General features: G+C 42.9%; 18 protein-coding genes. 4 read left to right on the plus strand and 14 right to left on the minus strand.

Going from position 1 to position 19,825, the window contains the following annotated elements; all coding sequences use genetic code 11:
* Positions 1–27 precede the first annotated feature (27 nt).
* Complete coding sequence (locus ACEN82_RS01800; RefSeq protein ID WP_091165640.1) at positions 28–792, minus strand: ABC transporter ATP-binding protein; 765 nt, start codon at positions 790–792, stop codon at positions 28–30.
* 569 nt (positions 793–1,361) lie between these two features.
* A complete protein-coding gene (locus ACEN82_RS01805; RefSeq protein WP_413321696.1) occupies positions 1,362–1,571 on the minus strand; it encodes a hypervirulence associated TUDOR domain-containing protein in 210 nt (69 codons plus the stop codon).
* A gap of 478 nt (positions 1,572–2,049) precedes the next feature.
* Between ACEN82_RS01805 and ACEN82_RS01810 the strand changes: the two genes are divergently transcribed.
* Positions 2,050–3,618 carry a hypothetical protein gene (locus tag ACEN82_RS01810; RefSeq protein ID WP_413321695.1) on the plus strand — a complete coding sequence of 523 codons (1,569 nt, stop codon included), beginning with the start codon at positions 2,050–2,052 and terminating at the stop codon, positions 3,616–3,618.
* 299 nt (positions 3,619–3,917) lie between these two features.
* On the opposite strand, the gene ACEN82_RS01815 is transcribed toward ACEN82_RS01810, so the two are convergent.
* The 3 genes from ACEN82_RS01815 to ACEN82_RS01825 all read right to left on the minus strand — a co-directional run bounded on the left by ACEN82_RS01815 (position 3,918) and on the right by ACEN82_RS01825 (position 6,051).
* Complete coding sequence (locus tag ACEN82_RS01815; RefSeq protein WP_373612659.1) at positions 3,918–4,631, minus strand: SIP domain-containing protein; 714 nt, start codon at positions 4,629–4,631, stop codon at positions 3,918–3,920.
* A 76-nt stretch (positions 4,632–4,707) separates the two neighbouring features.
* A complete protein-coding gene (locus ACEN82_RS01820; protein WP_413321694.1) occupies positions 4,708–5,556 on the minus strand; it encodes a helix-turn-helix domain-containing protein in 849 nt (282 codons plus the stop codon).
* Between the two features lie 168 nt (positions 5,557–5,724).
* A complete protein-coding gene (locus ACEN82_RS01825; RefSeq protein ID WP_090528970.1) occupies positions 5,725–6,051 on the minus strand; it encodes a DUF6686 family protein in 327 nt (108 codons plus the stop codon).
* A gap of 316 nt (positions 6,052–6,367) precedes the next feature.
* Between ACEN82_RS01825 and ACEN82_RS01830 the strand changes: the two genes are divergently transcribed.
* Both ACEN82_RS01830 and ACEN82_RS01835 read left to right on the plus strand, forming a co-directional pair.
* Positions 6,368–6,922: a hypothetical protein gene (locus ACEN82_RS01830; RefSeq protein WP_413321693.1), complete on the plus strand. Its 555-nt coding sequence runs from the start codon at positions 6,368–6,370 to the stop codon at positions 6,920–6,922.
* A 138-nt stretch (positions 6,923–7,060) separates the two neighbouring features.
* Positions 7,061–9,244, plus strand: a complete 2,184-nt coding sequence (locus ACEN82_RS01835) for a TonB-dependent receptor family protein (protein ID WP_413321692.1) — start codon at positions 7,061–7,063, stop codon at positions 9,242–9,244.
* Between the two features lie 158 nt (positions 9,245–9,402).
* Here the strand turns inward: ACEN82_RS01835 and ACEN82_RS01840 are convergent, their stop codons facing one another.
* Together ACEN82_RS01840 and ACEN82_RS01845 are read right to left on the minus strand one after the other, a co-directional pair.
* Positions 9,403–9,771, minus strand: coding sequence for a response regulator (locus ACEN82_RS01840; protein WP_090528968.1), 369 nt, complete (start codon positions 9,769–9,771; stop codon positions 9,403–9,405).
* A gap of 132 nt (positions 9,772–9,903) precedes the next feature.
* A complete protein-coding gene (locus tag ACEN82_RS01845) occupies positions 9,904–10,485 on the minus strand; it encodes a thymidine kinase (protein ID WP_090528965.1) in 582 nt (193 codons plus the stop codon).
* A 73-nt stretch (positions 10,486–10,558) separates the two neighbouring features.
* Between ACEN82_RS01845 and ACEN82_RS01850 the strand changes: the two genes are divergently transcribed.
* Positions 10,559–11,632, plus strand: coding sequence for a DUF8457 domain-containing protein (locus tag ACEN82_RS01850; RefSeq protein ID WP_413321691.1), 1,074 nt, complete (start codon positions 10,559–10,561; stop codon positions 11,630–11,632).
* 87 nt (positions 11,633–11,719) lie between these two features.
* Here ACEN82_RS01850 and rodA read toward each other — a convergent pair whose 3' ends face one another.
* The 7 genes from rodA to ACEN82_RS01885 all read right to left on the minus strand — a co-directional run bounded on the left by rodA (position 11,720) and on the right by ACEN82_RS01885 (position 19,764).
* Positions 11,720–12,985, minus strand: coding sequence for a rod shape-determining protein RodA (gene rodA, locus ACEN82_RS01855; RefSeq protein WP_112652734.1), 1,266 nt, complete (start codon positions 12,983–12,985; stop codon positions 11,720–11,722).
* Entirely contained in the window at positions 12,982–15,015 is a 2,034-nt protein-coding gene (mrdA, locus tag ACEN82_RS01860; protein ID WP_413321690.1) for a penicillin-binding protein 2, read from the minus strand. Before mrdA ends, rodA begins: the two co-directional genes overlap by 4 nt.
* Complete coding sequence (locus ACEN82_RS01865) at positions 15,012–15,530, minus strand: rod shape-determining protein MreD (RefSeq protein ID WP_090528953.1); 519 nt, start codon at positions 15,528–15,530, stop codon at positions 15,012–15,014. The genes mrdA and ACEN82_RS01865 overlap by 4 nt, the downstream gene beginning before the upstream one ends.
* On the minus strand, positions 15,523–16,356 hold the full coding sequence (gene mreC / locus ACEN82_RS01870; RefSeq protein ID WP_413321689.1) for a rod shape-determining protein MreC: 834 nt from the start codon (positions 16,354–16,356) through the stop codon (positions 15,523–15,525). The genes ACEN82_RS01865 and mreC overlap by 8 nt, the downstream gene beginning before the upstream one ends.
* A 126-nt stretch (positions 16,357–16,482) precedes the next feature.
* The gene (locus ACEN82_RS01875; RefSeq protein ID WP_090528947.1) at positions 16,483–17,505 is read right to left on the minus strand and encodes a rod shape-determining protein; all 1,023 of its coding nucleotides are present in this window, start codon (positions 17,503–17,505) and stop codon (positions 16,483–16,485) included.
* A 273-nt stretch (positions 17,506–17,778) separates the two neighbouring features.
* Positions 17,779–19,305 (minus strand): bifunctional phosphoribosylaminoimidazolecarboxamide formyltransferase/IMP cyclohydrolase, encoded by a 1,527-nt coding sequence (purH, locus tag ACEN82_RS01880; protein ID WP_413321688.1) that lies wholly within the window; start codon positions 19,303–19,305, stop codon positions 17,779–17,781.
* A 150-nt stretch (positions 19,306–19,455) separates the two neighbouring features.
* The gene (locus tag ACEN82_RS01885; RefSeq protein ID WP_413321718.1) at positions 19,456–19,764 is read right to left on the minus strand and encodes a four helix bundle protein; all 309 of its coding nucleotides are present in this window, start codon (positions 19,762–19,764) and stop codon (positions 19,456–19,458) included.
* Positions 19,765–19,825: the final 61 nt, after the last annotated feature.

Here is a 19,825-nt window from a genome sequence, read left to right on the forward strand (position 1 = left end):
TGGCTCCCCCTTCAGGGGGCTGGGGGGTTATCCTTCCCGCCATTCCTTGCCGGTTAAATTAATGAATACATCCTCCAGGTTGGCCAGTTTTACCTGCTTTTTGCGTTCAAAGCCTGTGGCTACAAGCTCGTCGATAAAATGGTCGGGGGTATCAATGCCAATGATGTAGCCGCCGTCGACAAAGGCAACACGGTCGCATAGTACTTCGGCTTCATCCATATAGTGGGTAGTAATCACTACAGTGGTTCCCTGGTCGCGGATCTCGCGGATCAAATCCCAAAGGTTACGGCGGGCCTGCGGGTCGAGGCCGGTTGTGGGCTCATCTAAAAATATGATCCTTGGGTTATTGATTAATGTAGTGGCAATAGAAAAACGCTGTTTTTGCCCCCCGGAAAGGTCTTTATATTTAGCCTTAGCCTTATCGGTAAGGGCAACTTTTTCCAGCATTTCCATCGGTGTTTTGTCGATACCGTACAGGCCCGAAAACAGTACGATCAACTCCGACAAGTTGAGGTTGGGGTAATAACCGGCGGCTTGTAACTGTACGCCTATACGTTTTTTGATGCTATCAGCGTCGGTTTCAATGTCGAAGCCATCAACAATGATGCTGCCCGACGTTTTATCACGAAGGGTTTCAATGATTTCGAGAGTAGTTGTTTTACCGGCACCGTTGGGGCCAAGCAGGCCGAAGATCTCGCCTTCATAAACTTCAAAACTAATGCCTTTAACGGCTGCAAAATCGCCATAGTTTTTTACCAGGTTGTTTACAGTGATGATAGGTTGTTTTGTCATAGGGTAAAAATGCATCACATTCATGAAATAACCATGAGTTTTTCGGTGAAGTGCGCAATTTTTACGGTGAAAGCAGAGCTTTTTAAGAAACGTCATTGTCATCTCACGCTTGTTTGTAACCATGGATGTTGGGAAGACGATGGATTACAGGGAGTATTAGTGTAAAAAGCTATGTCATTGCGAGGAGGAACGACGAAGCAATCTCGTAGCTATGTAAATCGGACATGCATTGGCTACGAGATTGCCACGCTACGCTCGCAATGATATGGTTTTTATTTGTTTTCGAAGCAACTTTAATCTTCCCAACACCTGTGGTTTGTAACGAGTGCGTAACTCGGGTTTGCGTTTATAACGCAAAGGCGATACAATCGCCAAACCATATTAAGCGCTCGTTACAAACAAGCGTAAGATGACTATATATGGCAAGTTTAAATAGCCTCTCTGTAAGTAGGGGATTGCTTCGTTCCTCGCAATGACGTTTTTTATAATTTAATATAGGTTGCGTAGAAGTATTAAGCAAAAAAGCCCGAATGCTTATCATTCAGGCTTTTAATTTCATGTGCAAAGGTTTAACGTTTCTTGCTTATTTCGCTTTCAGATTTCAGCACTTTGCTGCCGTTTTTCTGTTCAATTTCATAAGCCGGATCTTGTTTGCTGGCGTTGCGTTTAACTTTTGCGCCTTTTATAGTTTTGCTTACCGGCTTATCATGCTTTTTAACGATATGGCCTTCAGCCTGGGATTTTCCCCATTTCCAGGTTACTTCATCTCCTTTTTTCATACGCTGTACCTTTTTAAGGTAACATGCGTTTTGGGTTATTGATTTATCAAAGATGAAATAACCACCCCTCGGGGTGCCGGGATATTATTTTATTAAATGACCGATAGAGTGAACGATAACAACGGCATGTTCCGCGGCTTTCATAACTAAATGGATCAATTGAATTGCAAGTAAAGTTTTCATGGCATTATTTGTTGTTGTTTAGTGATCCAAAATTGCACACAAAAGGCACCCTGCCGTTAGTTTAATTAGGTAAAGCCACTCCAACTTCCGGTAAACGGGGGTAAAATATCGGAGAAAGGCCGGTGAAACGGAGGTGTCGTCGGTAGAATTTCCGGGAATAGCTGGGCGGCGTAATGAGGATAACCTCGTATTCTGTATAAAAAATTCTGATGGGGCATGCCTTTTGGTGAATCAATCATTTTGTTACCTTTATTCCTTAAACTATTCGATTTATCACCTAATTAATTATCACTGAATGAAAAGGACTGCTCTGTTAGTCGTATTAATGCTGTTATACAGCATCATTGTAAAAGCACAATTTAAACCCATTGCCGAAGGTGCCACCTTTGAAGAACCCGAAGAAGGTTTTGCCAAAATTCTCCAGCTTAAAAACGGTAACACCATGTTTATCCATATTACTTATAAAAAGGGGATAAACATCCGGATGTACAATGCTGCCCACCAGGAAACTGCTGTAACGCACATTGATCCATCGTATGGTAAACTCGACTATGGCAACATCGAAGCAGCTTTTGAATTAGCAGGTAATGCTGTTTTGATGATCAGCGAGGTTGATTCGCGTACGCCTATGTTATATCGCCTTGTTATTGATGGTAAAACAGGTAATTTAAAGGATGATCAGAAAATAGGCGAACTTGCTCATGTAAGTTTTTTTGGAGGCTACGCTATGGCCTTCGGCGATGTACCTGAGCCCCATTTTTTTGTGCGTAAAGATCCCGATAGTGATAATTACGCTGTGGTGATGTTCAATAGCTTTGAATCTGAACGGAGCAAACGTATTGAAATTGTAAGCTATGGTGCTGATAACAAGGAAACTAACAGAGCTTATTATGCATCGCCTGAAGAAAAATATAAATACATGCGTTACGTAGATATGGCAGTTATCGGCAGCGATAAAGTTTGTGTGCTGGCTTATGGCTACAATACTAAAAGCAGCGGCGGCAAGGAGAGTGAATTGATCCTGGCTAATCTTGATAAGGGAGCCAAAGCGGTTAGTTTTACCGAATTAGGGTTTTCAAAAGATCTGATTGTTTACGAGGGAATAACACGTTACAGCCCTGCTATAAAATCGTTAATATTGGTTGCGCTGGTTAAAGAAAAGAAAGGTGACAGGGGATATACTCCCATCCTGTCGTTCGTGAACCCATTTGAAAAGAAGATTAACCGGGCTGATCTGATCTCCCCATCGCCAAGACTTGATCAGTATTCAAAAAAAGGTTTTAGGGGATTGCCGCAAAACCTGTACCTCAATAATGACGGGACATTTTCAATTGTATCTGAAGAAATGACGGTAACATCGGGCAGGTATGTTGCAACAACGCTTGGCGATATTGCCGTGGTTAATTACAGCAAAACCGGCGAATTTATTAATGATTATCTTATACGCAAGAGTCATGATTTGCTTAATGTTTATTTAAATCCTTTTTATCAATCGCTGCGTGAAGGTACTGCGCAACGCCTTTCGGGTGGTAACCAGTTTAAATCGTTCGCTTTTCTGAGTGCCGGCCCCAAAAGTTTTGTTTTATTTAATGATACTGAACGTAATAACGATGCCCAGGAAAAAGGTGGTTTGGTAACCATAAAAGGTGTTAGCGGTAGTGATGGGTTCTATTACCCGCTCAAGGGGCCTGATCCTATCTTGAAACGCGACTATGTTTTTGGTAACCCTGCAGGTAAACGTGATCATGACCTGGGTTTGTTTTCCATATCCGATTATGACCGTAAAAACAATGTTTATGCAACCTTAAAGCTTGAAAATCAACATGGCGATAAAGGAGTAAAGGTGGTTTGGCTGCAACCTTAAAGCAATAACAGCTATTAAATAACAAAGCCGCCTTGCCTTAACTGCAAAGCGGCTTTGTTTTTCATAGGCAGATGAATATATTAACTGATCAGGTTAGCCAACGCCTGGGTAACGGTTACCGTATGCTCCTGCAGGGAGATCATAACAGCTATAAGTGGATTGTAAAATGTTTTCATGATAATGTTATTTGCCGCAAAGATGTACCGTTAGCTCATTGTTGAACAGTTATTTTAGGTGAAACGGCATAAAATGTCGGTGAACGAGTTTCCGGTAAGGGAGAAGCACTTTTAAACAAGCTTCTACGACCAAAAACCCTGTATCCTGATCTGGCTTGACGGGTACCCCTGCAGTTTTAACAATTTGCGTAATTCGCCTACCATGGTATGGTTGCCGGCAATGTAAAATACTGAGTGTTCAAGGTTATACTGTTGTTCCATTACCCACTGGATGAGGCTGTGGTGGCCGTACACATCATTACGCTCAATAGGCTTTAACGGCGATTTGAAATACTCGCCAAATAAGCCCCTGTGATTTTCGTCAGCCATAACTATAGCGCCCGAAAAACGCGTTGCGGGTAATACCATTTGCTGTAAGGCCAGCATATGCCCCATGCTGCTTTCATCGCCAAGGCCTATTATGGCCGGGGTGCCGGCCGGTGCGTGCCGGGTAGAACGGATTTTTAAATAGCGTACGGTATCGTTTTTTTGAAGTTGTTTAGCCCATTTACTGCCGGGGCCGCTATGAGCTGCATCAATATACAGGGTGCAGGTGCTGGTTTCGGCATCCCAGCCGGCAGGGGTATAATCGCGGTAGGTAAGGTTATCAACTTTTATTTTTATGTAGGGTATTTCGTGCCAGTTTTGCATATCGGCCTGTGGTAAATGCAAGTCGATCTCAATCATGGTCGACGGCTCCCAGTGCCTTACTTCAAGCACCCTGCCGCTTTGTAAAAGTTGGTTTTCAAACAAGCTGCCAGCCTTTCTTTTTAATTTATGAAGAGTGGATGTTTCCATGGTGTAGTGTTTTGATACTACAAAGAAACATTGAATTTTAGCCTCCTGAAATAGTAATTTCGGGGTAAATATTGGATTATTTACGGTGCTTGTCCCTGAACTCAAGTGGGGTGATGCAGGCCGATTTTTTAAACAGCCGGGAAAAATAGGTATGGTCATCATAGCCCAGTGCATGCGCAATCTCCTTTACGTTGAGGCCGCTGTAATACAGTAATCTTTTTGCTTCCAGCATCACTTCCTGAGTTATCCAGTAACTTACCGGGAAACCGGTGGTTTTCTTTAAAACCTCGTTAAGATATGATTCGGAAACATTAAGCATACCCGCATATGCCGAAGGGCCTTTAATTGTACGCACATGCCTCAACAACAACTTTTTAAACTGATGTGAAATTTGTGCCGGCCTTGAAAGCTGCTTTTCGGGCGTATAAACATTACTGAAAGTGGCCGCTGCCATGCCGGTAAATGATTGTATGAGCGATTGCAAAACAGGTAGAAAGAAAGCGCTGTTATCATCCTCACTATTTTTTTCGCGCAACAGGCAAAGGAGCTGCTGGTATTGCTTTAATTCAATATCGTTGAGCTGATAAGGCTGTTGCAAAAAAAGCTGGTTTTCAAAAATATTGCGGAAGTCGGCCGGAATATGCTGTGAATCGATGGCTACATACCAGCCACCGGCAAGTGCATTATTTATCCGGTGATGTACCTGTCCCGGCAGAATATAATAAAATGTGTTTTCGCAAAAATGAACTTCGTTAAAATCTATCATCAGCGATGCTGATCCGTTTTCAATCAAAAAAAACAGGTAGTGATCGTCGCGATGGGCGCCCATCGGCACTTTTTTTGAATCTTCGCCGCTTTCAAAGTGCCTGATTTCAAATCCCGAATTTGTTCGTTCATGTAGTTGGTGTACAGGGATATCTTTCATTTTGCAGGGTAGTTATTGTATTATGGTAACGCAATCTTTAACCGGGAGGTACATTTTCTCCAGGCTAAGGAATTTATTTTATGTAGAATCTGTTAATTTATTCAGCTAAAATAACTTTTGGCTTTGTGCATTCTGCTTTCAGCTATATAATTACAATAATTCGGGGATTTATTTACCGCCATCAACCAGTGCATAAATCTCCTGCATGTAAATAGCTTCATCCATAGCAACATGAAAATCTTCCCATTCATCAACAGTAAAGGTAAGCTGGATATCATTGACCGGCGTACGCATCACCACGCGCTCCTGTCCGTCGGGAAATGGGAAAGAATGATCACCGAAATCAAGATCGATAGCGAAATTTTTAAACTGGATAAATTGATCGGGTGTAAAGCTAAGGATCAGGTTATGGTGCCATATAAATAGGCATTGGCATTCGGAGCAACGGCTTACTACCGATGTTCCCTTTTGGCTGAGTATTTTAGCATCGCACATAAATTCCGGTAATTAAAAATGAATTGGTGCCTGCTCTGCTGATTAAATGTTTGATATAAACAATTAAACTACAGAACAGGACTTTATATTTTAAGCATTAATAATCAAATAATTGTTAATGGGCTTGCGGCTTCTGTGTTGCGCAAGTGTATTAACAACAACAAAGAAATATGTTATTTAGAATAAATCCAAATAAAAATAAAGAAAACTCCAAAAAGCATTCAGAATTAATTACTTTGAGTTTATTTTTTTAATATATGACCTGTTATATCCCTAAAATTTGTGTAGCATTGCTGTTGTTTAGACTGATTATTGATTGAAAAAGACCTTTGCCATTGTAATGTTAGTTACCCATATGCTCAATTTGCTGGGGTACATGGCGCTTAATCAGTATTTTTTTAACAGATCAAACAAAGTAATTGCCCGGCAAATTGCCAGGGGTAAATATGATTCGCGCGATCTCATTGAAATTAAGATTGGCCAAAACCTGCCCTTTATACATGATTGGGACAGCTATGTGAATGTTTCGGGGCAGTTACAGTTGGATGGTGTTTCGTATAACTATGTAAAACTAAGGGTTACCCGCGATACGCTGTACGTGCAGTGCATCCCCAACTATGAAACTACCAGGTTGCTGAATGAAAATGTGATCTGCGCTAAAAAGTTATTTAGTAAGTCTATCAGCAAACGCACACATGAATCGTCAGAAAAAAAATTGGGTAGCGACGCTAAGTATAATTACCCTGAAATTTCATACGCTTTTATAAAACCGGCAGAGCCTGTTCAGCCTCCCGGCACATTTATCTATATCAGTATACCTGACACTGTTGTATCTGTCGGTGGCCGGCCTCCGGAAATGGCGCTTGCCTAAATTATATCCGGTAATTAACTTGTTCCCTCAATCTTGATGACTTGTATTGCTATGCCTGCAATACGCTGCGCGTATGCATTGCCCGTTCATCATTATTGTGCCTGAGCAGCATCCCCCAAAATCTTTTTATTTGAATAAATGAATCCCCTTTATAAAATCTCAATACCCGTGCTATTTATGTGTTGCGCGGGCTTTGCCCGGGCACAGCATAAAAGCGTTAAAGATACCCTGCAACTTGACAGTGTTATTATTAAAGAAAGCAGGCCAAAACATTTGCCCAATGTATCCGGTACCAACATTTTTGCCGGGAAAAAAACCTTTGATATTTTTCTTGACGCCGGAAAAGCAAACTTGGCTAATAATAATGCCCGTATGACCTTTGCAAAAGTTCCCGGCGTTAATATCTGGGAGATGGACGGTGCTGGTTTACAGCTCAATATCGGTACCCGGGGTACGGACACCCACCGCTCTATCGAAACCAACATCAGGCAAAATGGCTATAACACCAACTCGGATATGTTTGGCTATCCCGAAAATCATTACAATGTGCCATTCCAGGCGGTAAGCGAAATTCAGATAGTGCGAGGTTCGGCGGCATTACAATTTGGCAGCCAGTTTGGCGGCATGGTTAACTTTAAACTTAAAGAAGGCGACAGCACTAAGGTGCTGGGTTTTGAAAGCGAACAATCGGCCGGCTCAAACAGGTTTTTCAATTCGTATAACGCCATTGGCGGCAAAGCGGGCAAGGTTAGTTATTATGCTTTTTACAGCGTCCGCACCGGCGATGGCTGGCGGCCTGATGCCGCTTTTAACTCCCGCGCTTACTACGCCAGCCTCAAATACCAGTTTAATGATCAGGGTAGCATCGCTTTCCAGTTTTCACGATCGGACTACAGGCAGCAAATAGCCGGTGGTTTAACCGACGCACAATTTGAAGCAAACAATCGTCAGTCGACCCGTGCGCGTAATTTTTTTAATCCTGAAATCAATATCCCGGCATTGTTGTTCAATTACCGGTTTGATAAAAATACCAGGCTGGAAGTTACCTCGCATGTACTGTTTGGTCAGCGCAATAGTGTGCAGTTCATTAACACGGCCAATATACCTGATACAGTTAATACAAGTTTGAAAACATTTAATCCGCGCCAGGTCGACCGTGATTATTATGCCGGTTTCACTACCGAAGCCCGCTTGCTGCATACGTACAAACTCGGTAATCTCAGCAGCTCGTTTACCGCAGGTATAAGGTATTTTGAAGAAACTACCAAACGTAAACAAAAAGGCACAGGCACGGCAGCAGCTGATTTTGACCTGCGCCTGGTTAAAGATTATGGCATCGACCTGAGATTGCATACCTTAAACTATGCAGCCTTTGCCGAAAATATGTTCCAGGTAACGCAGGCATTTACAGTTACCCCCGGTGTGCGTTTTGAGCAGATCAATACCACTACTTCGGGTGTTATTGTAAACCGTGCGGTGCCTGTAACCTATAAGGATAATCGCAACTTTCCGCTGTTTGGTACTGGTTTGCAATACCAGTTTGCCGGCGGAAACCAGCTTTACGGTAATATTGCACAGGCTTACCGCCCTTATATTTATGCCGCCGTTACCCCGGCAGATCAGTTGACAATTATTGATCCGAACATCAAGGATAGCAAAGGTTATGATGCCGACCTGGGTTACCGCGGCCATATCAGCACAGTATTTAGTTTTGATGTTAATGCTTTTTATGTTTACTACGGAAACAGGGCAGGTACATTGACCCAAACTGATGCCAATAACGTAGCCCATCTTTACATGACCAACATTGGTAATGGCGTGGCTAAAGGTATTGAGGCCTTTACCGAAGTTTCGCTGATCCGTTCGTTTGATAAATCTTCGGTGAGTGATCTCCGTTTGTTCAACTCGCTATCGTACACGCATGGTCGTTACACCAGTGGTTCTATCAATCAAAATGGTAAAAATGTAAGTTTGAAGGATAACAACCTGGAAGGCACTCCCGATTGGATAGACCGTGCAGGTTTAACATTTTTAAGCGGCCATGTAAGCAGCACACTGCAATACAGCTATGTAGGGAAAAGCTTTAGTGATGCCAATAATACTACTTTTAATGCCACAGGCGCTACCGGCATAGTGCCCGCGTATCATTTGTTCGACTGGGCTTTCAATTATGGTTTTCTAAAAAACTACCATCTCACAGCCAGTGTGAACAACTTATTTAACGCTAAATATTTTACACGCCGTATTAACATGTACCCCGGACCGGGCATTTTACCGGCCGACGGGCGTACGTTTAATATTGGGTTTGGCGTGAAAATATAGCCCCGGCTCCAAAACCTCTCAAGAGAGGGGGAATGCTTAAAGTGTTCAACGGCATTTCTTCAAAAGTCCTCTTCTTTTGGAGCGGATTTAGGTGAGGCCTAACAAAACGGCCCTTCAAATTAATGGAGGGCCGTTTTATTTATACTGATAAGGATTGCTTACTTGATATGCTTTTTTACGATCTCTGAAAGAGATGTCAGATCAAATGGCTTGGCCAGGTACCCATCGGCGTTACCGGCTTTGGCAATTTCTTTGATATTGCTCACGGCCGAAATAATGATCACGGGGATGTGGCTGGTAGCCGGATTGTCTTTTATGCTTTTACTTAGCTGCTGCCCGTTGGCGTCACTGCTCCAATCGGTAAGCCAGTTATCAAGCAAAATAAGGTCGGGGTTAATAGTAGTCAGGGTACGCAGGATTCGGGCATTGTCGGATTGTACTACTTCGTAACCTTCTTCCTCCAATACATATACCACGGTATCGCGGATATCTTTATCGTCCTCTATAACTAAAACCTTTTTGGCCATAAACTTGATTGCTTTATACTTTATTAAAGCAGCTTCTTTTTGAAGCTGCTGTGTTTAAGTACATAACAAACAAATACCCGGTATTTGTTTTAGTTATAGTATTAAATAAAAAATATATTATTTAATTAAATGTTAACCCGCAACGGTATTATAGCATGCCCGGCAGCGGGGCTCATAGCTTTCCTTCTCGCCTAATAATATTTTTGAATTATCATGTACCAGGCGGTACGAGTATTGGGCCGGGTTGCCGCACCTTACGCAAACGGCCTGCAGCTTGGTTACCGATTCGGCAATGGCCATAATGTTGGGCATAGAACCAAATGGACGGCCCTTAAAATCCATATCTAAACCGGCTACAATTACGCGTACGCCGCGGTTGGCCAGTACGGTACATACCTCGGGGAGTTCGTCGTCAAAAAATTGTGCTTCATCAACACCTATTACATGGGCATCGCTGGCCAGCAGTAAGATAGCCGAAGCGCTATCAACCGGGGTAGAAGTTATTTTGCTGGCATTGTGCGAAATGATGGCATCCTCGCCATAACGGGTATCGGCTTTAGGGCTAAAAATCTCAACCTTAAGCTTGGCAATGCGGGCACGGTTAAGCCTCCTGATCAGCTCTTCGGTTTTGCCCGAGAACATTGATCCGCAGATAACCTCAATACTGCCGCCTACTTCGCTTTTACGCCTGAAAACCTCTTCGTGATATACCATTTATGACTTTTATAGTCGGCAAATATCAGAATTTAATCCTATTTTTGGTAAGCATTTTCCTAACATTGAGGCCATGAAGCAAATGGATGTATTTAAAAAGATAGGTGGGATTTTAAAAGAGCTTAATGATCAATACGACTACCTTGCAGCTGATCCCAGCGAACTTAACGAGCTTGAATTAGAACTTTTTGTAGCCAATGCCCATTTTTTAAAAGATCATGCCGAAATACTGCGCCGCATCAACGAGCGCGCGGCGGCTCCTGCACTGCTTGCAGAAAAAAACCAGCCGGCAGTTGAAGAACATACACCGGTGACCCTGGTATTACCTCCTGCTCCGGTGCCGGTAACGCCTCCGCCTGCAAAGGAAGAAGCTTTGCATGAGCAGCGCTTTTTTGAGCCGGTAGTACAACAGCACGTCCCTGTGCCGGTTAATAAGATAGAACTTACCAGCGATGCTGAACCACCAGCTCCGGTGCCGTTTAACCCGGTAAAAATAGAAGTGATCAACCCCGCGCCCGAAATAAAGGAAACACCCGAACCGCAAATAAATATCGCTGCCGAAAAAGATACAGATACTTATTCATTTCAACAGGAAATTCCTGAAGGAAGCAGCTTTGAACTAAATTTAAACGAGGCTGATACCTGGGATGATGAAGCTGACAGGTTTGAGCAGGAAGAGCTGATTGGTGAACTTCCTGAAAAGCCGGTTGAGATAGTACCCATGGCCGAACAGCCAAAGCCCGTACCGGTAATTGAGCCCGTAAAACCCGCAGCGGAGCCTGTTGTTGCTACAGCTCCTTCAACAGATACAAGCAACAACCAGCAGGTACTCACCTTTAATCAAAGGATCATGGCCCAAAAAGCCGAGAAAGCTAACAACGCGGCAAGCACCACTGCCGAGCTGCCGGTTACCGATCTTAAATCGGCCATAAACCTGAATGATAAGCTGCTTTATATAAAAGATCTGTTTAATGGTTACAGCCTGGCCTATAGTGAAGCTATTGAGATAGTAAACCGTTTTAACACCTTTGAAGAAGCCGAACGTTTCCTGAAAACAAACTACGTAGTTAAAAATAACTGGGAAAGTAAAGCATCAACAGCCGATAAGTTTTACGCTTTGTTACGACGGAGATATCCTGCTTCGTAGCGGTTTAGTTCATAGTTGATGGTTCATGGTGAAGACGATTTTAGAGGTACCCCAACTTTCTGACTTACTGACTTCTGACTAAAATTATCAAACATTCGATTTCCTGTTTGAATCGAGTTTGATAAGCGTGAACAGGAGCATGGTAAAACTTAGTAATGAAGAGCCTCCATAGCTGATGAACGGTAAAGGGATCCCAATAACGGGCACTACGCCAATGGTCATACCGATATTGATCACTACGTGAAAAAACAGCACTGAAGCTACACCGTAACCGTAAATACGCGTAAAGGGCGATCGCTGCCGTTCGGCAATGAGAATTACCCGTAATATCAGGAACATGAAAAGGCTTATTACCGTTAATGAGCCTGCAAAGCCCCATTCTTCGCCGACGGTGCAGAAAATAAAGTCGGTACTTTGCTCGGGTACAAATGAGTATTGGGTTTGTGTACCATGTAAATAGCCTTTACCCCACATTTTTCCGGAGCCTATAGCTATTTTCGACTGGTTTACATTATAACCTTTTCCCTTTAAATCGGTGGTGATACCCAGTAGTATGTTAATACGCTCTGTTTGATGTTTCTTTAAAACGTGGGTATAAATAAACTTTACACTAAATATAAACGCTATCGAAATTGCAAGGCCGATGATCACGGTTTTGATGAGCTGCCTGTTACGCTTAAATAAAAAGATAATGAAAGCGGTTATTACAGCCAGGATCAGGATAATATACAGCGGATTGTATAATAGCGACGTAACGAAAAGGGTAATGAACAACCCCGCTATCACCAGGAAATAAGGAGAAAGCCCTTCGCGGTATAAAACAAATATCAAAGAGCAAAATACCAGTGTCGAACCGGTATCGGGCTGCAGCATGATCAGCAACATCGGGAACCCGATAATCACGGCGGCCGTTAAAAATGATTTGGGTTCGGTAACCCGGATGTTGGTGCCGCTTAAATATCGCGCAAGCAATAAACAGGTTGCAAACTTGGCAAACTCCGAAGGCTGCAGCCGGAAACCGCCGCCCATGTTAATCCAGGCTTGGTTACCACCTACGTTTCGGCCTATCACCAGCACCAGTATCAATAACAGCACAATCACCACGTAAAATGCGGGGGCTAAGGCTGCAATGAACCGACTTTCGAGCAGCAGGATAACAATACCAATCACTACAGATACGCAAATAAAGATGAACTGCTTACCGTAGTTTGTTGAGGCATCAACTATGCTGGGGTGATTGACGTCAAAAACTGCAGCATGAATATTGAACCAGCCAATGGTGCAAAGTACCAGGTACAAAAAAACTGTAAGCCAATCTACATTGAAGAAGAAACTCCGCTGCTGAGTGCTCATGATCTTGCCCTCCCGCCCGTTAATGATTTAATCCAGTTCGCCGGTTTATTGTTATAAGCTGATTCGCGCCTTTCTTTTTTTATCGAATCGGCCTTGAATTTTTTTATTGAATCAGCTTTGAACTTTTTGATGGAATCAACCTTTGCCGCCCTGATACTGTCACGCCTGCGTTCTTTTTGCAGGTCTTGAGCATAGAGACTAAGATCGGGCAGGCGGTTTGCATTTGCATAATAATCAACTGTAATTCCCGATTCGCGCGGGCTGATCTTACCTTTTAGATATTTTTCAACTATGAAACTTGCAATAGGAGCGGCCCAATGCGCACCCTCGCCCGAGTTTTCAACTACAACAGCAATCGCTATCTTAGGATTATCGCGTGGGGCGAAAGCTACAAATACTGAGTTATCCTCGCCATGCGGATTTTGCGCGGTGCCAGTTTTACCGCACATAATAATATCAGGTATTTTTGACCTGCGGGCTGTACCGTTTTCAACCACCGCCTGCATTCCGTTAATAACAGGCTCAAAATATCCCGAATCTATCCCAACATAGTTTTTTTCAACGTATTCTTTTTTAATTACGTTTTTAGTACCGATTGCCTTGATAAGGTGGGGCTTATAGTAAAACCCGCGATTGGCAATAGTACACTCCAGGTTAGCCATTTGCAAAGGGGTTGCCAATAACTCGCCCTGGCCAATGGCCAATGAAATGATGGTGCTTGAACGCCAACCGCCTTTACGATAAACGTTGTCGTAATGCAAAGGTGTGGGTACGTTGCCCCGGCTTTCGGCGGGCATGTCAAGATCTAATCTGGCACCGAGGCCAAATTTCATCACATTAGCCCGCCATGCTGCAAAATTAGCTTCAGTCCGTTTCACGCCGTATCGGTCAACAATACGCTGAAATACCATCGAAAAATAACCATTACACGATTCGGCTACCGCCCGGCTCATGTTTACCGAACCATGTGCCTCGCCTTTATTACACGGAACCAACCTATTGCCTGCCCGGTAGTGCCCGGTGCAATAGTAGGTTTCACTTGGATTAATAATGCCTTCCTGTAAAGCAATAAGCGCGCTTAATGGTTTAAACGATGATCCCGGTGGGTATTGTGCCTGGATAGGCCTGATGAAAAATGGCTTATATGGGTTATTGTACATTTTGGCGAGGTTGTTGCCTCGCTGACGGCCCACCATCAGGTTAGGATCGTAAGTAGGACTGCTCACATAACATAAGATCTCGCCCGATGATGGCTCTATGGCCACAATACTGCCCAGCTTGTTTTGCATCAGTTTTTCACCAAGCCTTTGCAGGTCAACATCTAACGACGAGGTCAGACGTTCGCCCGAACGGGGTACGGTATCAAGCGCGCCATTGGCAAATGAACCCTTGGGTACACCGTGCGAATCAACCATTTGTACCTGTACGCCGCGTTGACCGCGCAGCACATTTTCGTATGCCTTTTCAACGCCGGTAACGCCGATATAATCGCCAAGGCGGTAATATCCGTTTGAGCGTTTGATATCTCTGTCGGTAACCTCGCCAATAAAACCTAAAAACTGTGCCGCTACCGAGTCGGGGTAGGTGCGTATGGTGCGGGGCACTATAGCGAAGCCCGGAAACTCAAACAGCTTTTCCTGCAATGAAGCATACAACTGAACAGAAAGTTGTTTTTCAAATACGGATGCTGTATTGGGGGATTGTTTTTTAGCCTTGGTAAAGCGTTTGTCGAAACCCTCTTTGTCGATACCTATCATTTTGCAAAATAACATGGTATCAAAAGGTTTTACTTCCTTGGGGTTAACGGTAACATCATAAATGGGTTCGTTTTGAACAAGGATTTTCCCGTTGCGATCGAGTATAGGCCCGCGGGCAGGGTAAAGTATGGTAGTACGCCTTACGTTACTGTTGGCATAGATCTCGTACTTATCATCAACTATCTGGATATAGTACAGCCTTCCCAGCAGGGCTAATATGATAGCTATAAAAATACCGGTAACAACGTAGCGGCGTTCAAAAAACTTATTCATTTACGTTCTTTCCTTCTGAAAAATAGCAGGCCCGAAATTAGTATTAAAAATACGGTAAACAATGAACTCAAAACAACACGGCTTAGTGTGTATTGTATTTCAGAAAAACTAAAAACCTCTAAATTAAGCAGGAAAAAGTGGTGGAATAAAGTAAGTATCAACACATAAGTAAAAAACCACCTGAAACCCATGATACTCAAAGTAGGTTCGGGCTCGTTATCAAAGCCATCCTTTTGTACCGTGATGCTGATGAAAAGTACACGTACCAATGCCAGCACAACGCAGGCCGCAGCATGAAGCCCCGGTGTATCATAAAATGCATCAATAGTGAGGCCTGTCAGGAACGAGAGTACAAACAGCAGTGGATTAGGTACTTCAAAGGGAAGCAACAAAATGAAAAGGATATAGAAATAAGGGGTGGCAAGATTATAAAACGTTATGTTTTTTAACAGGAAAACCTGCATAAAAACCAAAACTATAAACCTAACAAGGTTAACAAGGATAGTTCTACTCATTTTTGTTTTGTACGGCCTCCAGTACCGTTTGTTCACCGGCAAATTTGTTATTTACCACGTAAACGTATTGAAGCTTTGTAAAATCAACAGCTAAGGCTACCTCAACGTTGATGAGTAAACCGCCGCCTTTGGCATGCAGGTTGGTAACTTTGCCAAACGGTATACCGGTTGGGAAAAGCGAGTAGCCCGAGGTAACCACCGTATCGCCAATTTTGGGCTGGGCATTATTCTGGATATCTATCAATACACCCTTGTGCGGATCAATGTCATTGCCCCATACAAACGAGCCTATATCTTTAGTACCTGCAAGCATAGCGCTAAACCGCGTGTTTTTATGCAAAACCGATTGAATAATAGCTAAATGCTCGGTTACGGCAATAACCTGGCCCACAACGCCTGCCCCTGTTATTACACCCATATCTTTTTGGATCCCGTCCCCGCTGCCCCGGTTAATAGTAATATAGTTGCTGCGTTTATTGAATGAATTATTGATTACCTTGGCTACAATATAAGTATATTGTTGTTTGTAAACGGTATCATTAACCTTGTGTTTTTCAACAGTATCAACATACATAGAAGCTTTGAGCTGGCCGCGAAGTTTGGCATTTTCGCGGGCAAGGCTATCGTTGGTTTCTTTTAATGACAGGTATTCTTTTAGGGCGTCAACCTGGCTGTATAAGGTACCGGTTACCTTATTGGTTGAGTTAATAAAAGACGCTTTTTGAAACGAGTTGTATTTGATATATATAAGCAGCGAGCTAATCTCAAAAATCAGGAATAAAAAAAACGCGTTATACTTAGTTATAAATATCCAAAGGTTACGCATTGTTGGAGATTAGTTAATTGGAGATCAGAGATTAGTTGTCTATAGCAAAATTAGAAATTAGGAATCGGAGATAAGTATTTTAATAATAACTAATCTCCAATCCCTAACCTCTAATCACTAACTCAGTTACTGCATTAAAAATTTAAAATTGCCAATGTTTTTAAGGGCGGTGCCGGTTCCGCGTACTACGGCGCGAAGAGGGTCTTCGGCAACGTGAACGGGTAGTTTGGTTTTGGCAGCCACACGCTTATCCAAACCGCGCAATAAAGCACCCCCACCGGTTAAGTAGATACCGGTTTGATAAATATCGGCCGAAAGCTCGGGAGGGGTAATTTCCAACGCTTTTAATATCGCTTCCTCAATTTTTGAAATTGATTTATCAAGGCAATGCGCAATCTCGGTATATGATACCATAATTTGTTTTGGAACACCGGTCATCAGGTCACGGCCTTGTACGGCAAAATCACCCGGTGGCTCGCTTAGTTCAGGAAGCGCGGCGCCAACCTCAATTTTAATTTTTTCGGCAGTACGGTCACCAATCATGATGTTATGCTGGCGACGAATGTATTGTACAATGTCCGAATCAAAGTTGTCTCCTGCAACACGGATTGACTGGTCGCAAACAATACCTGATAAAGCGATAACGGCAATTTCGGTAGTACCACCACCAATATCGATGATCATGTTGCCCATAGGCTCTTCCACGTCGATGCCGATACCTACAGCGGCAGCCATTGGCTCGTGGATGAGGTAAACCTCTTTAGCGCCGGCAATCTCGGCCGAGTCGCGCACGGCACGTTTCTCTACCTCGGTAATACCCGATGGGATACAGATCACCATACGCAATGATGGGAAGAACCATCCCTTGCCCTGGTTAATCATTTTGATCATCCCGCGGATCATGTGCTCGGCAGCGTTAAAGTCGGCAATTACACCATCTTTAAGCGGGCGCACGGTACGGATATTATCGTGCGTTTTACCTTCCATTTGCATGGCCTGGCGCCCGATAGCGATCACTTTATTGGTTGTTCTGTCGAACGCCACGATCGAGGGTTCGTCAACAACAACTTTGTCGTTATGTATAATGAGGGTATTTGCTGTACCTAAATCGATAGCAATTTCTTGTGTAAAAAAGTTAAATAAACCCATCTGGTATTTCTTTCAGTATGTTATGCAAAGTTTATAAAAATACGCTTAAATAAATTAGCATTTTGCAAACTTAAGCGTTAAAAAATCACATTTATTGTGTTGGGGTTGGGTTGATAGAGCTTATTTATTAGATGGTTGACCGGATTTACAGGTAAATTAAGTTAAAACAGGTTAAAAACATTTTTCCTTTTCACCAAATCAATCTCTACTCTTCAATCAAACGTTTTTAACCTAATAAACTACTCACCAAATCAACCCGGTCAACCTTAAATGTTAGTGTTTAAAGTGACGTACGCCGGTAGTAACCATAGCCAAACCTTTTTCATTGCACATGGCAACCGAAAGCTTGTCATTAATTGATCCGCCCGGTTGTAAAATGGCAGTGATCCCAGCTTCGGCAGCCAATTCGGCACAATCAGGGAAGGGGAAGAAAGCGTCGGACGCCATTACCGCACCGTTCAGGTCGAAGCCAAAGCTTTGTGCTTTGATCACCGCTTGCCTAAGTGCGTCAACCCTTGAGGTTTGACCCACACCACTTGCCATTAGCTGGTTATTTTTAGCAAATACAATGGTGTTCGATTTGGTATGTTTTACAATTTTGTTAGCGAAGAACAAGTCTTTCAATTCGGCTTCAGTCGGTGCTTTTTCAGTAACAGTAGTCATTTGGGCCGGACCTTCAATAACAGCGTCTTTATCCTGCTCGATAACGCCATTCAATAAAGTTTTGAAATGCTTAACAGGCAACTCAACCGGCTGGCGAACCAACAGGATGCGGTTCTTTTTGCCTGATAGGATCTGCACTGCTTCGTCTGTAAATGCCGGAGCGATCAGTACTTCATAAAATATCTTGTCGATCTCGGTAGCAGTTTCAGCATCGATCTCGGCATTGGCAATAATTACACCGCCAAAAGCCGATACGGGGTCGCAGGCTAAAGCATCGATCCATGCTTCTTTAATAAATGAACGTGAAGCTACGCCGCAGGCATTGGTATGCTTAAGGATAGCGATAGTAGGCTCGGTAAACTCGTCAATAATAGCAACGGCAGCATCAACATCAACCAGGTTGTTGTATGAAAGTTCTTTGCCGTTCAGTTTGTTGAACATGGCATCAAGGTTACCATAAAAAGTTCCTTTTTGGTGAGGGTTTTCGCCGTAACGTAAAACCTGGCTGGTTTGGATGCTTTGTTTAAATACGGGGAGTGGTTCAGCCTCGTTAAAGTAGTTGAAAATATGTGTATCGTAGTTTGACGATATGTTGAATGCTTTTTGAGCGAATGAACGGCGCTGATCAATTGTGGTAGTACCATCCTGTGTTTTCAGGATATTTTCCAGGTCGGCGTAGTCATCTTTTGAAGCCACGATTACTACATCTTTAAAGTTTTTTGCAGCTGCACGGATCAAAGAGATCCCACCGATATCGATCTTTTCGATCACATCTTCGGCACCGGCACCTGATTGTACGGTTTCCTCGAACGGGTACAGGTCAACAATTACCAAATCAATTTCAGGAATTTCATATTGCTCTAATTGCTGTTTATCTCCATCAAAACTCCTGCGGGCCAAAATGCCACCGAAAACCTTAGGGTGCAGGGTTTTAACACGGCCACCAAGGATTGAAGGGTAAGAAGTAAGGTCCTCAACCGGGATCACATTTACACCTAAATTGCGGATAAAAGTTTCGGTACCTCCGGTTGAATAGATATTTACACCAAGGCGGTTTAACTCATGAATGATGGGCTCTAAATTATCTTTGTAATAAACAGAAATTAAAGCATTTTTTATTTGAACTGACTGGCTCATGTACACACTGTTTTTTGAGCCGCAAAGGTAGTGATTAGTGATTAGAGATTTGAGGTTAGAGATTAGTTTTTTTTAATCGTTGTTTTTAGAAGATATTGGAGGTTAGAGATTTGAGAATACGCTGTTTGAAAAAAGACAATTTTAGCTATGTTAATTCTCAAGTTGCTTCTTTAGATAGGAAATATAGCCATTAATCATTCGCATACATTCTTCGCAGTCTTTTCTAAGATTGTCCATTGTTTGCTGATCTATGAGGTTATTATCAAAGGCGATGATCAAATGATCGATGGTTTCAGCAGCAGAGCCTCGTGCATTTACCAGGAATTTGGATGCATCTAAATAATGAAATCTACCATGACCCTCAGCAATATTATTTCCGATAGAACGGGATGAGCGGATGATTTGGTCAGTTAAACGATATTTTTCCTCGGCGGGAAACGCCTTAACTAATTCTGTGATGTTATTTCATAATAAACGGGCCTTTTTCCAAACCTCTAAATCTGTAAAAGCTCCCATTAAT

It is taken from the genome of Mucilaginibacter sp. Mucisp73, assembly GCF_059491465.1.